At 68.8% G+C, this 16,379-nt stretch carries 14 protein-coding genes and 2 pseudogenes; 8 read left to right on the top strand and 8 right to left on the bottom strand.

Going from position 1 to position 16,379, the window contains the following annotated elements:
- On the bottom strand, positions 1-567 hold a 567-nt coding region (locus ABT403_RS38560; protein WP_351650922.1), incomplete at its 3' end, for a hypothetical protein.
- Between the two features lie 64 nt (positions 568-631).
- Positions 632-925 (bottom strand): hypothetical protein, encoded by a 294-nt coding sequence (locus ABT403_RS38555; protein ID WP_344171078.1) that lies wholly within the window; start codon positions 923-925, stop codon positions 632-634.
- A gap of 820 nt (positions 926-1,745) precedes the next feature.
- Between ABT403_RS38555 and ABT403_RS38550 the strand changes: the two genes are divergently transcribed.
- The 8 genes and pseudogenes from ABT403_RS38550 (at position 1,746) to ABT403_RS38510 (ending at position 10,820) form a co-directional block, all read left to right on the top strand.
- The gene (locus ABT403_RS38550) at positions 1,746-2,090 is read left to right on the top strand and encodes a hypothetical protein (RefSeq protein ID WP_344171075.1); all 345 of its coding nucleotides are present in this window, start codon (positions 1,746-1,748) and stop codon (positions 2,088-2,090) included.
- 1,286 nt (positions 2,091-3,376) lie between these two features.
- Positions 3,377-3,685, top strand: coding sequence for a hypothetical protein (locus ABT403_RS38540; RefSeq protein ID WP_344171072.1), 309 nt, complete (start codon positions 3,377-3,379; stop codon positions 3,683-3,685).
- 292 nt (positions 3,686-3,977) lie between these two features.
- A pseudogene (locus ABT403_RS38535) lies at positions 3,978-4,058 on the top strand (thymidine kinase); the annotation flags it as partial.
- Between the two features lie 52 nt (positions 4,059-4,110).
- Positions 4,111-5,178 (top strand): hypothetical protein, encoded by a 1,068-nt coding sequence (locus ABT403_RS38530; protein ID WP_344171069.1) that lies wholly within the window; start codon positions 4,111-4,113, stop codon positions 5,176-5,178.
- A gap of 20 nt (positions 5,179-5,198) precedes the next feature.
- Positions 5,199-7,976: an ATP-binding protein gene (locus ABT403_RS38525; protein ID WP_344171066.1), complete on the top strand. Its 2,778-nt coding sequence runs from the start codon at positions 5,199-5,201 to the stop codon at positions 7,974-7,976.
- A 779-nt stretch (positions 7,977-8,755) separates the two neighbouring features.
- Positions 8,756-10,360, top strand: coding sequence for a hypothetical protein (locus tag ABT403_RS38520; RefSeq protein ID WP_344171063.1), 1,605 nt, complete (start codon positions 8,756-8,758; stop codon positions 10,358-10,360).
- A 4-nt stretch (positions 10,361-10,364) separates the two neighbouring features.
- The gene (locus ABT403_RS38515; protein WP_042819273.1) at positions 10,365-10,613 is read left to right on the top strand and encodes a DUF6406 domain-containing protein; all 249 of its coding nucleotides are present in this window, start codon (positions 10,365-10,367) and stop codon (positions 10,611-10,613) included.
- Between the two features lie 18 nt (positions 10,614-10,631).
- Complete coding sequence (locus ABT403_RS38510; protein ID WP_344171057.1) at positions 10,632-10,820, top strand: hypothetical protein; 189 nt, start codon at positions 10,632-10,634, stop codon at positions 10,818-10,820.
- Positions 10,821-11,359: 539 nt separating this feature from the next.
- On the opposite strand, the gene tpg is transcribed toward ABT403_RS38510, so the two are convergent.
- From tpg to ABT403_RS38480, 6 genes and pseudogenes are all read right to left on the bottom strand, one after another.
- On the bottom strand, positions 11,360-11,881 hold the full coding sequence (gene tpg, locus ABT403_RS38505) for a telomere-protecting terminal protein Tpg (protein ID WP_344171054.1): 522 nt from the start codon (positions 11,879-11,881) through the stop codon (positions 11,360-11,362).
- Between the two features lie 306 nt (positions 11,882-12,187).
- Complete coding sequence (locus ABT403_RS38500) at positions 12,188-12,601, bottom strand: hypothetical protein (protein WP_344171051.1); 414 nt, start codon at positions 12,599-12,601, stop codon at positions 12,188-12,190.
- A 174-nt stretch (positions 12,602-12,775) separates the two neighbouring features.
- A complete protein-coding gene (locus tag ABT403_RS38495) occupies positions 12,776-13,711 on the bottom strand; it encodes a hypothetical protein (protein ID WP_344171048.1) in 936 nt (311 codons plus the stop codon).
- A gap of 154 nt (positions 13,712-13,865) precedes the next feature.
- Positions 13,866-14,129: pseudogene (locus ABT403_RS39140) on the bottom strand (hypothetical protein); the annotation flags it as partial.
- A complete protein-coding gene (locus tag ABT403_RS38485; RefSeq protein ID WP_351650915.1) occupies positions 14,011-14,490 on the bottom strand; it encodes a helicase associated domain-containing protein in 480 nt (159 codons plus the stop codon). The pseudogene ABT403_RS39140 and the gene ABT403_RS38485, both read right to left, overlap by 119 nt.
- 560 nt (positions 14,491-15,050) lie before the next feature.
- Positions 15,051-15,782 carry a hypothetical protein gene (locus tag ABT403_RS38480; protein WP_344171042.1) on the bottom strand — a complete coding sequence of 244 codons (732 nt, stop codon included), beginning with the start codon at positions 15,780-15,782 and terminating at the stop codon, positions 15,051-15,053.
- Between the last annotated feature and the right edge of the window lie 597 nt (positions 15,783-16,379).

Genomic DNA, 16,379 nt, shown 5'->3' with positions numbered 1-16,379 from the left:
GAGTGCGGGGGCGCGTCGGACCAGGGTGAGACTGAGCAGGGCGACGCCGATGGCCATCAGCAGCAGGCCGGGAGGGAACACGGCGGTGGGCAGGACACCTCGCAGGGCTACCGGGACGGCGCCGAGGACGTAGGCCGCGATCGCCGGGCGGGGGAACCCGCCGGACTTCCACATGGCTGCCCCGAGGGTGGTCGCGCCGACCAGGAAAAGTATCGACGAGACGGTGAAGACGGTGCCGGTCAGGCCGTTCAGAAGCGTGGTGATTTGCGGCTTCGCCAGCTCGGGGAAGACGAGGTTGAGAATGAACTCCACGCCCAGCAGGCCGGCCATCCCCAGCGAGTTCAGGGCGTAGCCGACCGTCCCGAGGCTGCCGGTGCGGCGCCGGTCGGCGAGGAACAGCCCGGTGACCAGGAACAGTCCGAGGGCCTCCGCCAGAGGCGCGAGGGCGTGGGTGACGGCCAGGTCGTCGGGGATCAGGGAGCCACGCCGAGCGGCGTTGAGCAGAAGGATGGCTGCGCATCCCAGGCCGGCCCAACCAGCAAGCTTGTAAAGGGACTTCGATGACATGGTGTCTCCAGATGCGGTGGACAATGAATGAGAAGGGGTTGTGGCTGGGCCCGCCGGGAGGGGGTCAGGAGGGGGTGGTCGCCCTCGTCCAGGCCTCCATTTCGGCGAACGCCGCGACAAAGGACGGCAGCATCGGCCTGTACGCCTCCTTGCCGATCGCGGCCAGTCCGTCGGTGTGGGCCCCTCCGGGGACGTGCACGTAGCGGTGCTGCGAGGCGCGCCCCGCGTCGGTGACCATCCGGTCGTACACGTCACCGAAGGTGGCCGGCGGAGTTAGCGCGTCGAGCGTGCCCTGAATGCTGATCAGCGGGCGCTGGATCCTCCCGGTCAGCGAGATCCGCTCGACCGCCCGGTGCACCGACTCCGGTCGCGCGGCACCGAGTACTCGGCTCCCGGGACCCGGACGCCGGAGCAGCGGTCCTCCCGGGTGCTGTCCGCCGGAACGGTCAGGGCGGTCATAAGCAGCAACGGGGCGATGGCGAGATGGCGTAGCACGAGCCCTCTTCTCGATGGGAAGTGTGACGCCTTGAAGCTAGAAGCCGCTGGTCATCACCGGTAAGTGAGAGATGACCCGCTCGGCTGTGGCCAGAGGTCACATGACCTCCGGCCACACTGTGCGCCCGTTCCCGGAGCGGGTATGGATGCGCGCCATGGGCCGCGTACGCTGCGGGGAAAAGAGCCCCCTGGGCTTTCATCAGCCGTTGAGGAGGTCCGATGTAGCGGCCCGTGCCCTGGATACCCGCCGTCCTGTACGGCGCCGTACTGCTCGGGGGTGTCTACTCCTGGCACCCTCCACCCCCTGCACCAACAGCTGAGCGCTCGCCCCTGCTGTGCCCTCGCCCCCCTGAATGGGGGCGAGGGCACAGCGCATTTCTGCATGCCACGGCGGCCCTGCGGAGACGAACGGACAGGACTGCGCGCCCAGGAAGAGTGACCCTGCCGGCGCCAAGTTGAGCACCGGAGTTGTCCATCGAAGCAGCTGCGGCGCTCAGTCACACCCGGATGGATGCCCTGTGACAGCGGACCTTGATCATTGCCCTCGAAGTATGAGCATGCGCCGGTTCGTGCCATTGATGGGTAGGCGGCCTGGGGCAAAGGGTCACTCGTGGCCGGATGCGACCAGCCACGAGTGACCCGGTTCCGATTCGCCCGTTGAACCGATCATGATGACTCGACGGATGACTGCCACCGTGGGCACCCTCGCCGCGACGGCGTTGCTCGCACTGACAATGCCCGCTGCTCACGCTGCCGCTGCCGAGTGCGGCGTCCGCTCTGACGGCCGGCTGTACTGCGGCAACAAGGCCGGGGCCAAGGGCTACGCCGATCGCTCGTACCGTTCGGCGACCCGCGGCACGCTCAATGGCACCTTCAGCTGGTTCCAGTGCTGGGGGCACGGAGACCCTCACCCCGGGGGGAACGACATCTGGTACTGGACACAGCTCGACAACGGTGCATGGGGGAACGTCCCGGCAGTGGACGTCAACACCGGGCAGGACCCCGCCCCAGGCCTCCGCGAATGCTGATGAACAGGTAGGTGCCCGGGTTGGCAATCCTGGCCAACCCGGGCACTTGGCGCAGGCCGCTGTCACAGGGCATGAGGCGGGGGCGTCGTCCTCGCTGGATTCGGTCGACCCTGGAGGGAGGGGGCTGCGAGGGAGGCCCTGTGACGTTGCGACCGCCGGTGGAGCCGATGCTCGCGCAGGCCGCCGAGTCGGTGCCGGGCCCGGCCGCGGTGCGGGCGGGGGTGGCCTATGAGCACTGAGACCGAAGCGGCTCCACCGCCGCACCCTCGCAGAGGTGCTTGGTCCGCGGCCGATGGATAGTCACGGCGGGGTCAGCGGCGGGTGACGCCGTAGCCGGTGTCGTCGGCGTGGACGCCGATGACGATGACGGGATCGAGTACGTTGTTGCCGGTGCCGTGGTGCCGTGGCAGTTTCCGGCCGATCGTGGCCGGTCGGCTGTCGTCGCCTGAGGGTGGGCGAGCCGGGTCCGGGCCGGTGAGTTCGCTCCGGCCCCCACCCGCAAGAAGTTCGCGAACGACCTGGACAAACCGCAGTTGATCGCGGTGTCGGCGGCATCGAACCGGTCGAAGGGAGACCAGTCCCCGGGCCAGTGGAGTCCCCCGTCACACGCCTACTGGTGCACGTACTCCCGGGCGTGGACCCACATCAAGCACGTCTACCGGCTGAACGTCAGCGATGCCGAGCGCGACCAGCTGAACGTCATGCTCGACCTGCGAGTGAGCCCGCCCCTCGTGAGGTGTGGGAGCCGACGGACTACGGCAGCGGTCGCGCACACCATGCCCGGTAGTTGGTCCACAACAGGGGCTGAGAACCCCTGACGGCCCCGGCGCAGGCGCCATCACACCCGGTGGCGGCCCGCGCTGCCGTGTGCGGGGCCGGCCGCCGTCACCGGGCCGGTGTCCCGCCGTGGGGATTTGCGGGCAACGCGGCCTCGCGAGCGCCTCCCGGCCGGGCGTTGATCCGCCATACCCACGCCGACGGCTGAGCGCGCTGTCGGAGCGGGGGCGTTCGGGCCGGGTGGCCGCTGCGCGTACGAGCCGGCCGAAGCTGATGCGGACGTGAAGCCCCGCGCGCGGGAGGCTCTTGTGCGACCTCGGCACTTGCCACGATGATCTACGAGCGCCGCTCGCTCCTGATCCGAACGGAACAGAACATACGTGAGATCCTCCCGCCGACACCTTGCTCTCGCTGCCACCGCCCTTTCCTGCGAACTGCTGATCAGTGGATGCAGCCTTCTGGACGGGAGCTTGGCGTGGGACACGACGCCGCTGACCGACAATCGGGTCGTGGGGACCTGGAACGGCACCAACTGCACGGCGACCCTGACCATCAACGCGGACCACTCCGCGCAGGTCACCGGCTTCCCCGTCGACAGCGACGGTTCGAAGGTGACCAAGACCGTGGATGGCGACGGCTCCTGGAAGCTCGGCCCCGCCGGGGACGATGCCGGCCCGCATCGACTGTCGCTGACCATGGGTTCGTCCGGCCACGAAGTCGAGTCGGGCAAGGACGGCAGTACCACCGTCCTGTTCGTCATGGTCGGTGACCCCGACGACGGTGTCGCCTGTCGCTACCTCCGCGCAAGCTCGAAATGAACCGTCGTCCCGCTGCCCGGCTGAAGTCGTGGGCGGCGGTGGCCCAGATCCCGTCGGTCACTCCCGTCGCGCAGGGCTGGATGTGCATCCCGAACAGCGGGTGCAGGGCTCGCGACCGGTCCTCTGGGCGGGTTGAGGCTCGTGGGGAAGGTCTCGTCGGTCCGTGGTGATGGGGCCAATCGCAGACCCGCCGGGGTCGGGGTGATGGTGTAGTGCGGCCCCCGACCCGGGGGAGTGGGTCGGGGGCCGCACCGTGCATTGGACGAGTGTCCGCGGTCAGTGGCGGAAGTGCCACCACCGCCGCCGCGCCACCTCCGCCTCGGCGCACGCCGGCACCCTGTCCCCGGACGTCCTGCCGGTCAACTCCCTCTGATGACAGGGCCGCCCCCCGTTCTCGGCAGCCGTTCCACGACAGTCGCGGGGCTTTGGCCGGCGTCGGATGCCTGCACTACTGTGATCATCTGGACTGCTGGGACGGGGGAACGGGAGCCATGGACGGTATGCAAGCGGGAGGCGCGGCGGGTTGGGCGGCCACGGGGGCGATGGGGCCGAATGCCGCGTATCGCAACCAGACGATGCGGTATGAGAACGTCGAGCTGGGTTTCGACGAATCGGTGGCGTTCCGGACGGTGTTCCAGCTCTGGTTCCAGGCCTTTGTGGTCTCCGTCTTCGTCTTCATGATCTTCGGTCTGTTGCCGGCCCTGCTGTCGGATTCCGGCCCCTTCGACGCGGGTGGTGAGCTGAGCGTCGGACAGATCCTCGGTTTCATCGCCTTCTGGGTCGTCCTTCTCGCCGCGCGCATCAACGAACCGGTCTCGGAGTGGAAGACCCTGCTGGAGGACAAGCATGCGGCATCGTCCTCCGCCTATGCGGCCGTCTACGGGGCCCTCGCACGGCGGAAGATTCCCGTGTCCGCGGTGCCGGTCCGGATCCGCAGCGACATCATGCCCGAGGTCGTGAACAACCGGCTGGTCATCAGAAGCGGCCGGTACGTCGCCTACGTCACGGTCTTCGGCTACGGGACCAGCCTGTACGTCGGATGGACGATGTGGCGCAGCCGCTCAGGAGCGGTGATCATCGGTCACTTCCTGAAGGATCTCGTGGGCGGGATGTTCAACCGCACAGGTGTGATCAACCAGATGCTCCGCACCGAGACGCCGCGTGCCATGCGGGAGGCCGTGCACTCCGCGGCCCGTGAGGGGGTGGAGACGGCTGTCCAGGGGATCGAGGTTCCGCTCGTGTCGACCTTCGGCCAGGAGCCGCCCATCCAGTCCGGTGCCACGGCGACCGAGCCGGTGACCACGAACGGAAACGGTCCGGTCCCGGGCGCCGGTCCCGTCTCCGGGACGGGGGCTCCGGCCATGGCGCCGCGTGTGCACCAGGCCTACCCGGCTCCGCCGGTCCCGGGAACCCCGCCGCCTCCCTATGCCCCGTCGACCCCGCCTCCCTCCCCGCCCACACCCCCGTACGGCACTCCCAGGAGCGGAAGCTGAGCGCAGCCGGGTCGGACGGCGTGCTCACCGTCACCGACGGCTCGACCGTCTGGGCCTGGACGGCCGTTCGCGTCGATGCCGCCGCCGACCTCACCGAGACCCAGGAGTACGCGGACCTGCCGGAGTTGGAGCGCAGGACCAAGGCGGTGGCCGCCGAGACCGCATGGCTGACCGGGCAGTGGAACATCGGCCACGGTGAACGGATCGAGCTGCGATACCTCAGCGATCCGGTCGAACGCAGGATCTCGTGCGCCCTGCTCGGTCGGGTGGCGGCTCCCACCGCGGAGCGCGCGGAGGCGGCCGCACGCGCGCTCCGTGACCGCATGGCGGCGCTGCCCCGGCATGTGCACGCCACGCCTGTCGAGGACGGCGGTGAGACGGCACGGCTGCTGACCCCCTTCTCACCCGATGCGGCGGGGGTGGCGGAGATCCGCAAGCGCTACCACAGTGGGCTCCCCAACCGCCCCGACGCCGGAGTGCACTACTACCTCGCGCCGCAGCCGTTCACGGCGGCGGCCCCGCCGTGGGACATGCTGTGGCAGGCACTGGCCGCGCACCCGCATCCAGTGATGCTCAGCATCGGCCTGGAGCCGTACGTCGTACCGCCCGACTTCGGGCCGCTCCTGCACCGCATCGCCACACAGTACGGACGCCTGGGCACCCCTGGGCAGCTCCCCGACGGGCTGTGGTCGCCGGGCGCCCAACTCGCCGCCGACGCCTTCGCCGTGGACGCCTCCCGGATCTATGCCGATGCCGCCCGCCGCTACACCGACCGGGTGTTCCGCATCCGGATCGCGCTCGCCTCGCCGGCGCCCCTGCCGGAATCCCTCGCCGAGCTCGTCGGTGCCACGGTGTCCCCGCCGGTGCAGGCTCGTGAGGGCGGCGTTCTCAACGAGACGATCAACGGCGCCGCCCACACCGTGGCCTGGCCGGCCCCCGGCGAACTGCCGGCCGCCTGGCGGCAGCTGACCACCCTGGACCAGTCGCGTTGGGGCGGAGACCATTGCTGGCGGCTGCCCGAACAGCTCTCCGCGCCCTTGCGACTGCTTCCGGAACTCGTCGATGCCCGTGAGGCTGCCGCGGCCTTCCGCCTGCCTCTGGCCGTCAGCGGCCACATGACGGGCTTTCCCGTACGGCGCCCCGGCATCGCCGGTGAGACCGCGTACCGCATGGACGGCCCCGCCATCACGCTCGGGCAGCAGCTCGTCAACGACCGGCCCGCAGGCCCCCTGGGCATCGGCCTCGGCGACCTCACCCGGCATGCCCTGATCGTGGGTACGACCGGCTCCGGCAAGACCAACACCACCCTGGCGTTCTGCGAGCAGCTGTGGCGGGACCACAGCGTTCCCTTCCTCGTCCTCGAACCCGTCAACTCCGCCCTGGACGACTACCGCTGGCTGGCCACCCGCCCCGGATTCGAGGACCTGGTGGTCCTCACGGTCGGCGACGAATCCGTCGCCCCCCTGCGCCTCAACCCCTTCGAGGTGCCGGCCGGGGTTCGCGTCAGCACCCACATCGCCGGACTCATGGCCTGCTTCGACGCGGCCTTCGGCCTCTGGGACCCGCTGCCCAGCATCTACAACCGGGCGCTGCGGGCGACGTACGCCCGCAAGGGCATCGTCCCCACCGACATCGCCGAGCCGGTCCACACCGGAACATGGCCGACACTGCGTGACTTCATCACGGAGATGCGCAAGCAGTGCGAGCAGCTGGACTACTCGGGCGAGGTACGCGACAACATCGTCGCCGCGTCCCGCCTGCGTGCGGAGTCCCTCGCGGAGGGGGCGTGCGGCACCACCCTGGACGTGGCCCGCTCCTACCCGGTGGAGGAGCTGCTCCGCCGCCCGGTGATCATCGAACTGGCCGGCGTCGGCGACAACGAGAAGGAGCAGTCGCTCATCACGGCGCTGCTCCTGCAGACCATGACCGAGTACTACAAGGCGAACCGCGAGGGCGGTTCCCTCGCCCACGTCACCGTGATCGAGGAGGCGCACCGCCTGCTCGGGCAGCCGGTAGCCCGTGGTGGCGACGCGAAGGAGGGCAACGCCCAGGCCCGGGCGGCCCAGGCCTTCGCCAACACGCTGGCGGAGAACCGCAAGTACGGCGAGGGCATCGTCATCGTCGAGCAGGTTCCCGGCAAGCTCGTCGAGGACGCGTACAAGAACACCAACCTCAAGGTCATGCACCGGCTGCCGTCCGCCGAGGACCGCAACCTCATCGGCGGAACCATGCGGTTCTCCCCCGACCAGGAGCGGTATGCCGCCTCCCTGGAGCCCTTCCAGGCCTTCGCCCACCACGACCGCGTCGACCGTCCGGGACTGCTCCGCGTCCCCGACGTACGCGCGCAGGCGGCGAGGGAGGCGGGCGTCAGCCGGGCACCCCTGGCCACGGACGCAGAACTCGGCACCCGGTTCCGCGCCTTGGCGGCCGGCAACGAGGCGGTCGACGCCGCTCTGGCCCCCTTCCCCGATTGTGAAGGCTGCCGTCACCGCTGCACCTTCCGCACCCGGGCGGCGACGGCGGTGTGGCCCGAGCACGGCACGAAGCTGAAGGAACGCGTGGCGACGTACCCGAAGACGTCCCGCGAGCAGGCCGACTGGTGGCGCGACACCGCCGACTGGGTGGCCGGCCTCGCCGACACGGTCCCGCTGCGCGTGCCGAAAGGGGACCGGGACGCAGCGGTGGACGATTACCGGGCCTGCGTGTTCATCCACGTGGCCCGAGCGGCGTGGCAGCGCAACACCCTGCCGTGGGTACGTCTGTACCGCGACAACGTCCGGCCGGCAGGTGCCCGATGAGCGAACGTCCGCCGGAACAGCCCCCACGTCCGGAAGCACCCCCCACACCGGAACCCACGGACGCCCCCGACCCGTCCCCACCGACGGACCGGGCAGAGGCCCCCGCCCCGGCAGACGCACCGGTCCCCCACGAAGCTTCCGACTCTGCCGGGACTCCCGACCCCGACGAGGCGGCCCCCGACCCTGCCGACGCGTCGGCCTCGGCCGAGGCCCCGGGCCGGCCCGGGGCCGCGCCATCGGAGGCGACTCCGGATCCGGATGAAGCCCCGGTCCCTACGGAGGCCGTCGACTCGCCCGGTTCGGCTTGGCCGGAGGCGGATACGGACGATGCGCCCACCCCCGCCCCGGCGTCGGACGACGCCCCCGAGCCGGCTTCACCCCGGGGTGGCGGTGCGGAAGCCCGCGACTGGCCGTCCGGCCCGGCGGCTGATGCCGCCCCGCATCCGGGCGAGGCTCCCGCACCGGCCGACGCGGCGTCCTCCGATCCCGAGGAGGCTCCCACACCCGCCGAGGCCGGCGACCCTGACGAGGCCCCGGAGCCGGCCGAGCAGACGCGGCGCGCTGAAGAGGCGGAGCCCGTGCGTCCGGCCGAGAGCCCGGCCCCGGACGTGGCGCCGGATCAAGCGGAGGCCCCGGGCCCTGCGGAGGCCGTCGACTCGGCCGGTTCGGCTTCCCCGGAAGCGGATGAGGCGCCTACCCCTGCGCCGGCGTCGGACGACGCCCCCGCGTCGGCCGGACCCGAGTACTCGAAGGCGCCCGCCGAGGGCGGGAGAACGGCCGTGCCGGAGAGCTCCGGCAATCCGGAGAGGCCGGACGACGAGGTTCCCGAGCTGGAGCTGGAACTCAAGCCCTACGACGACTCCGTGCCGTACTCGGCCCCGTACACCGCGTCACTCGGAGCGGAGCAGCCGCGCGAGGCGGCCAAGGAGGACTCGGCCGCGCCGGAACGGCCCGACGCTCCTGAGTCCGCCGATGCCCCCGGCAGGTCCGGGCCCGCGCCGTCGGACGCGGCGTCGGATTCGGATGAAGCCCCGGTTCCGGCGGAAGCCGTTGACTCGGCCGGGTCCGGTTCGCCGGAAGCGGACGAGGCGCCCGCCCCCGTCCCGGCGTCGGACGAAGCCGTCGAACCACCGAGCGCGGCCGGTGACACCGCAGTGGCGTCACCGTACGACGCCGACGCGGCGCCCGACCCGCTCCAGCCCAACGACTCCTCGGGCACTCCCGGGGTGCCTTCCGAGCATGTCGCGGCTTCGGAGGCCTCTGGCCCGGAGGAGGCGCCTCCACCGAACGACGCCGCGCCCGCCACCAAGGACGCTTCCGGACGGCACGACCGTGTGGGCGCTGGCGATGATGCTGTGGAAGGCGGAGTCTGGGACGCGCTGAAACAGCGGGCGGGGAGGGGGCGGAAGGAGACAGGACGATCCGAGCACCTGACGGGAACAGTCGATCACCCAGCCTTCCAGAATCCGGCCCGATCTCCGGCCGACACCCCGGACCGTTACGGGACTCCTCTCGACCGTGCCGACGGAACCCGGACACCACTTTTCGACGGCGAGCCCTCGCGCGAGCAGGCGAAGCAGGGCACCCTGAATGACTGCGGCGTCGTCGCCACGCTCGGCGCTGTGGCCAGCCATCGCCCCGAAGCGATACGCGAGTGTGTCAGGGAGACCGGGAACGGCAATTATGAGGTCACGCTGCATGAGGCGAAGTTCAACTACTCGCGCTACAGGTATGAGCCCACAGGCAGTGAAATCAATCTGACCGTGACATCCGATCTGCCGGTCTATGACGCTGATCCTGATAGCCCTGCCTTCGCGGATTCCGTGAGCACGGGAACAGCGTGGGCGCCCGTACTTGAGAAGGCGATCGCAGGAAGCGATCAGATGTGGGACCAAGAGCGTCGCGACCGGTGGGTCGAGATTCAGAGGATTCGGGAAGCCCCTGAAATACCCGAGTACGTCCGGCTTGACCAAGGGACTAGCCCCAGAGACCGTGCCGAGCTGCTTACGCAACTCACCGGCCGGCCCGCCAGCGTGCGGGACTTTCCAGAACATCGTGATCCGAATGGTATCAGTCCTGACAAGCAGCTCATAGGCGACATACGTCGGCAACTCGCCGAAGGAAAACCAGTGCTGGTTGGTACGCGTTCCGAGAGGGAGGTCAGGAAGGAGTTCGAGAAAAGGACCGGCCGTCCACTGGCGAGTTACTCGCAGCTCACCCCTTCTCCACCGGGTGACATAGCATGGGCCCATGCATATGAAGTGACCGGAGTGGATGACCGGGGAGGCTTCCACCTGCATAACCCATGGCAGAAATCCCACCTGTCCATGACGCTCGAACAGTTCAAGAAGTACGTCCGGCCGCGATACACCACCTTGGAGTAACGACGTGATTGATGAGTTGTCCCTCAGGCCGGGAGTCCCGCGGCAGACTTCATTCTGCTTCTTCGGCGTGCTCCGTGTGGAGTCCTTTCCTGGAAGTCCCCTCACGGTCCAGCTCGTAGTGGACGATGGCGAGGAGCGCCGGTATGCCCTTGAGGTGGGTGACACGTTTCCGGTGTGCGGTGAGCTCTGGGTGGTTGACCGTGTGGAGGGCGAGATTGATGCCTGGCGGGTCTGTCTCCGTAAAGTCGGATAGGAGTACGACCACGTGATCGTGGACGAGCTTCTCGATTGCACCGCCGCCGCGCCCACCACGCTCACGGGCGACTACCTCGGCTCCGACGAACACTTCGCCACGGAGCATCTCAAGCATCTGGTCTTCGACTACCGCGACGTCTTCCCGCGCGAGGAGGTCACCGACCTCGAACAGCACCGCACCGATCTGTCCGCCGACCATGCCTGAACCCGGGGCCTGGTACCCGGACTTCCGCAACTCGTCACGGCCTGCCGGTCCGGAGGAGCCGGGCCGGAGGCGCGCGTCCTACCGTCGTGGGGTGACGACCGCCGCCCCCGTCCCCGTCCTCACCCACCACCCCCTGCTGGTGCTCCTCCTCCAGCTGGTGCTCCTGCTGCTCCTCGCCGTCTGCCTGGGGCAGTTGGCCGCACGCTTCAGGATGCCCGCCATCGTCGGCGAGCTCCTCGCGGGCATGCTCGTCGGCCCCTCGGTCCTCCGTCCCACCCTGGGCCACCGTCTTCCTGCACGCCGCATCCCGCTACGCCCACCTGACCCAGGCAACCCACCTGCTGGCCGACCCCGGCCAGCGCCCGGCCCTCCTGCGCCTGGCCGAGACAGCCCGGCTGCCCCCGCCCCAGCCACCGGGCGCCGGACGCGCGGCCCGGAAGGGCGCCGTGGTGTGGGACTGGCGCGAAGTACAGGAAGCCCACGGCTACTACCCGCTCCCCACCGTCCGCTGACCTCCGCAGACCCGCGGCCTCGGCACCTTACTGGAGGCCGAACTCGATGAAGTCGATATCCCCAAGGGTGACGTGGAGGCCGTGGGCACGGTGGCCGGCCTCGCGGAAGTACAGGTGTCCCAGCGCACGGCCGAGGATCAGCTCGTGCTGCTTCTCGCTGGCGCCGGCGTCCAGCGCGGCGAAGATCTGCTGTGTCACCGCCCCGGTCAGGCGTCCCGTGATGCGCCGCATGCGCGGGTCGTCGGAGCTGGCGGGTCCGGCCTGGAACCCGAACCGGGCGCGCGTGTAGACGACCACGCCGCCCGCCTCGGCCGCGGCCCGCCGCGCACGGATCAGCGGCTGCCAGCGGACCGGCACCAGATCCGCGATCCTCTGCTCGTGACCGGGACTCGGACGCCCCCGACGGCCCGGGTCGCACGCCACCCACCGCTGGACGGTCCGCTGGGACACGCCCAGGACGACGGCGACCCGCCGGGTGGAACCGCGCTCCCACCGCAACAGGGCCTTCAGCTGATCCGCCGTCGTGGCGGGAACCGGCCGCGCGTACAAGAGCCGCTCCAGCCCATCACCTATGGCCCGCACCCTCCCACCAGCCCCTCGACGACACCGCACCCCAACCTCAGCAGATCCACCCTTGCCACTACCTCGCGGCGGCGGGCGATGTCCGGCATACGGCTGACGTTGGCATCCCCACTGAGGTAGAGGTCCCCTGACTCCCGCTGACGGAGCCTTTGAGGAGTGGTGCGCTCGCTGACACGAAGGTGGTGCCTGGCCTCGCTGTACTGACACAGGGGGGTGGCGTTTGGCTCTGTCGGACGGTGTCACAAAACCGGTGCTTCACATCCTTTGGTCGGGCTACCCGTTGCTGTCGTGCTGACGCCGTCGACGTTCCAACCAGTTCGGATCACGCACGGGTACAGCTCTGGAGGATCCTTCCTCGACTTGGTCCGCGTCGGAGATGGCCATGATCTTGTCGAAGAACCAGACGAATCGGGCGAAGCGCAGCGAAGCGAAGAGGATGGCGTACTCGAAGATGAAGCGGGCGGAGAGGGGATCTTCGTCCCGATCGAGTGAGAACGCAGCCAGGATCAGAGCACACGCCAGTGCGGTTCCCTGCAACAGACTGCGCCAGGTCCGCCTGAGCTCGCCCGGCTGTTGCTGCTGCCGTACAGCGCGCAGCCGCTCGCCGTTGGCCGTGGTGTAAATGGCGATGGCGATGGCGCTGAGACCACCGATGGCCGACACGGCGCCGGTCGCTGCCGCGTACATGTCAGTGCGCTGGGCGGCTCCGATCCACGTGAGCCAGTCTCCTGATCCTGACGTCCGGACGACGAAGAGGTGGGCACCAAGGACTGTCGCCGAGACCAGGTAGTCGGCCCAGGCACGCTCGGCCCACCAGTCGATAATGCTTGTACGGACGCCCACACGATCCCCCCGCCTAGGTCATGACTGTCCCGCGTCCACCGCGAGCCGGAGCGCGTCCTCGTGCTCGGCCGCTGCTGCCAGGATGGCATCCACCGCTGACATGATCCGGATCGAGTTGCCTTCCGCGTCCGTGGCCGGCACTCGCTTCTTGGCCGTGATGCTGTGCTCGACCAGCTCGACGAGCCGGGTCTGTTCCGGGCCGCTGGGGTCGGAGTACACAAGCCGGGCCCGAGCCCGTTCGGCACCAGTGACGACATCGGAGATCTCGTCGAGATCCGCCAGCAGATGCTCCCGGTGTTCCCTGAGCTCCTTCCCCCTGGGCACGGAAATGACCATCGTGACGCTGATCTCCCCATAGGCGTCGCCGGCAACGCGCAGGAGTCGGGCGAGGCCGCCGGGGCGGTCCTGCAGCGCGCCCATCTTGTTGCCCATGACCTTCACTTCGACACGGCTTGCCCCCACGGCGGTCTTGAGCTTCTCGATCTCGGAGTGCGCAACGACAGGGCGCAACTGCAGATGGGTGCCGGGAAACATCTCAATGCCGTTGAGCCAGGTCTCAAGAGCCTTGTGACTGGGCGCCGATACACCGCCCTGCATGATCCCCACCACGTTGCCGAACGGCAGGAAGCAGACCACGGAGGTGTCCAGGTAGCCCTCATGCGCGGACTGCTCAAGCTCGCGGAGGTCACCGGTGTCGAAGTTGATTACCGACAGCCATTCACCGGCATCCTTCACCCGGTGCAGGAGCAGGTGGTCCTCCATGTTGTGGGTGATGGTGGTACCCACGATCCGGTGCTCGCCCTCGTGTGAACGCGCGCCGACGGGCGCCTGAGCCAGAGCCGCGAGCGTCCCGTCCCAGTCCATGAGCTCCGGAATGCGCCGGGCTTCGCCCTCTTTGACAACGACGACCTCGAAGAAGCCGACGGTGCGTTCTTTGTGGTTCAGCGTGGCCACGACGTACCCCCCTCGGTCCTGTCGCCCAGCAGATGAGCCTTTCAGCTGCCTAGCTCAGGTTCTCGAAAGATCGTAGGCTGACATGGAGGGTGCAGGTCCGCATTTGCCCAGAACAGCGGTCGGGGATGGTCTCCTCTGTAGCCCGCTTCCTCTTCTACTGCGCCCAGTCGATGCAGAGTGCGGCGGCGAGGGCGGCGAGGGCGGCGAGGGCGGCGAGGGCGGCGAGGGCGGCGAGGGCGGCGAGGGCGGCGAGGGCGGCGAGTTGGGTGGCGTCGAGTCGGTCGCGGCGCTGGCGTTGGTTAACCACCCACACCCCAGTCCTGGGCTCCGCCCCATCGGGCAATCGTTCGACGTGCTGTCGGCCGGGGAGACCTCCGCCTTCCCGGGCGAGGTACTGCGCCAGGGCCTGTACGCCCGCGTCGAAGGCTGCCGCGCCCCGGGCCGACGTGGAGGTTCGCCTTCTTCTTCGCGGGTGCCTGACAGGCCCGTACGACCCGCGCGGGGGTGACGCCCAGCTTGCCGAGGCGGGTCTGCTGCTTGGGGTTCAGCCGGTTCCAGTCCCGTCGTTGGGTGGCGAGCCACCGGCCGATGTCCTCGCGGTGCCGGGTCACCCCGGGCGTGATGGCGGTGAGGCGGGCGCCTTCGTCCAGGAGCTGGGTGAGGTAGGCGTAGTGCCGCTGCCAGTCCACCGTCCACCCGCGCTCGCCCGGGTTCCAGTCCTTGTCGATCGCGGCCTGAGAGACAGTGGGTGTCTTGGGTGTTGATGCTGGTCGGGGCATGTCTAGGGGGCTGTGTCACTGTCTTTGATGTGAGAGATCGGTGGGGGATCGCTATCTGGGGTCTTTATCGCTCCAGGGGTGACGCTGTCTCAGTTTCGTGAGTTCTGCTCTATCGGCTGGTCCGGGGCCGGTTGTGTGGGGTGGGTGGACGAGGAAGTGTCGGCGGTCAGTGGAACTGCGTAGTCGTCAGGCTTCTGACCTGGGGTTGTGCAGGTTAGCTGAGCGAGTCGCAGCTGTGCTGACCCACTGAATCTGCGCAGAGGCCGGAGCGCGCGGGCGTGCGACCTGCAGATTCTCCAGCTCTGGGTATGGCTGCGCAGGTCGGTTGAGCGCAGTTGGGTTGATCCGCGACAACAGCAGGTCGCGTCGGGCGCCAGTGGGGGGCGTTGTTTCCAATGTGTATCTGCTCAGTAATTTGATGCAAGGCTAGGACTACCTGGCGCTCGGGAACGTTCCTCGTGTACCCCGTTGTCGTCGGCCCGTAGGCCGGTGTCGGCGCGGCACGCTTGGTGATGCGATGGCTCATGGTGGCTGGAGCGGCAGTCCCACTGCTCGGTATATCAGTGCCAGACGGTGACGATTTCTGCCCTCAGTACTTCGGATGAGTCTTCGCTGGTGTAGAAAACGGTCCACGGTTTTGTCTGCGAACGCGTAATTTCGCCAATGAGGCTCCCTGCGGGGAGGTCTTCCGGATCATGCCGACCAGGAGTGTTGCAGCGCCAGTGCACGGCCATCCCTGCAATGACTTCCGTCAACCCTCCAACCCGGGCACATTGCAGAGTGGACTTGGGGTTCGAGGGATCGCGGATCTCTAGAGCCCATACGTCGCGGAATGGGAGAGCCCATGACGGTACATCCTCAGCTGTCGGTTCGGCACCGACGTCCGGAACAGTAGCGTTCTTGATGGCTGCGACGTCGGGATCCCAGGGAGAGCGGAGGCATACGACCAATTTGAATCCCTGCCAGCAGGGGTCGTGAATGCTTTCGGCTCCGCAGCGGAGTGCCTGCGGGTCAGTTGAGTACAGAGAGTGAATTGGACATTCACCAGTCTCAAAGGTCTGAGTAATCTGATAGGGCTTGCGGAGATGGTCCTCCTCTGAGAAGGGACGCACGTATCTCTCCTCGGTGAGCTTCGGGGGCTGAGGCGGGCGTTCTTCGAACGTTCCGGTGATCCAGGCCACGGCCACCCCAACCACTACAGCACCGAGAAGAGTCTGAAGCCATTTCCCTAGATGCTTCCACCACGGCTTTTCAGCTTGAGGTGAACTGGTATCCGACTCGGAGTTAGCCACGGACTTAGCTTGCGCCAGTTTGCAGGCTGGAAGCGTTAACCTTCCGCGCGGATACACCATCTGGCCGATGGCAGGGAGTCCCGCTTAGCGCTCCGCACCGCTCAAGAGACTGCACGGGGAGGGGTGACCGAGTCGCCCCCCACTGCTGCCGGCCGGGCCCGCTTGCGGGCCCTTGGACCTGGAGGCGAAGCCGGAAGGCAGGGTGGGAGCGAAGCGGACACCCCACCAGGCCGAAGGCCGGACCCCGTGAAACGGGGTCACCCAGGCCTGCGCAGCGGGCCGTTCGGGTGGAGCGAAGCGGAGGCCCGAACCAGTCCGAAGCGAAGCGGAGGACTCCCGGCCCGAAGGGCCGGCTGTAGCCCGGCGCAGCCGGGCCCCGCCGAGCGCAGCGAGGCGGTTCATTGCCCCGGAGCGAAGCGGAGGGGCAGGCGCCGGAGGCGCCCTCGCCCGAGCGCAGCGAGGGCGGTCTCTCCTGAGCGCGCAGCGCTCAGGTACCCGCTCCGCGGGCCCCGACGTCCGCGTCCCACGGGTAGTACATTAAGGATATGGTGGTGGGGGCGCCGGTGATCCGCTTGTTCATGAACAGGGCGGTGGGCC

This window comes from Streptomyces sp. NPDC000075, from assembly GCF_040301925.1.
In the GTDB taxonomy this organism is placed as follows: Bacteria; Actinomycetota; Actinomycetes; order Streptomycetales; family Streptomycetaceae; genus Streptomyces; species Streptomyces polychromogenes.
The sequence above is the reverse complement of the archived record's forward strand: the minus strand, read 5'-3'. Positions and strand labels throughout refer to the sequence as shown.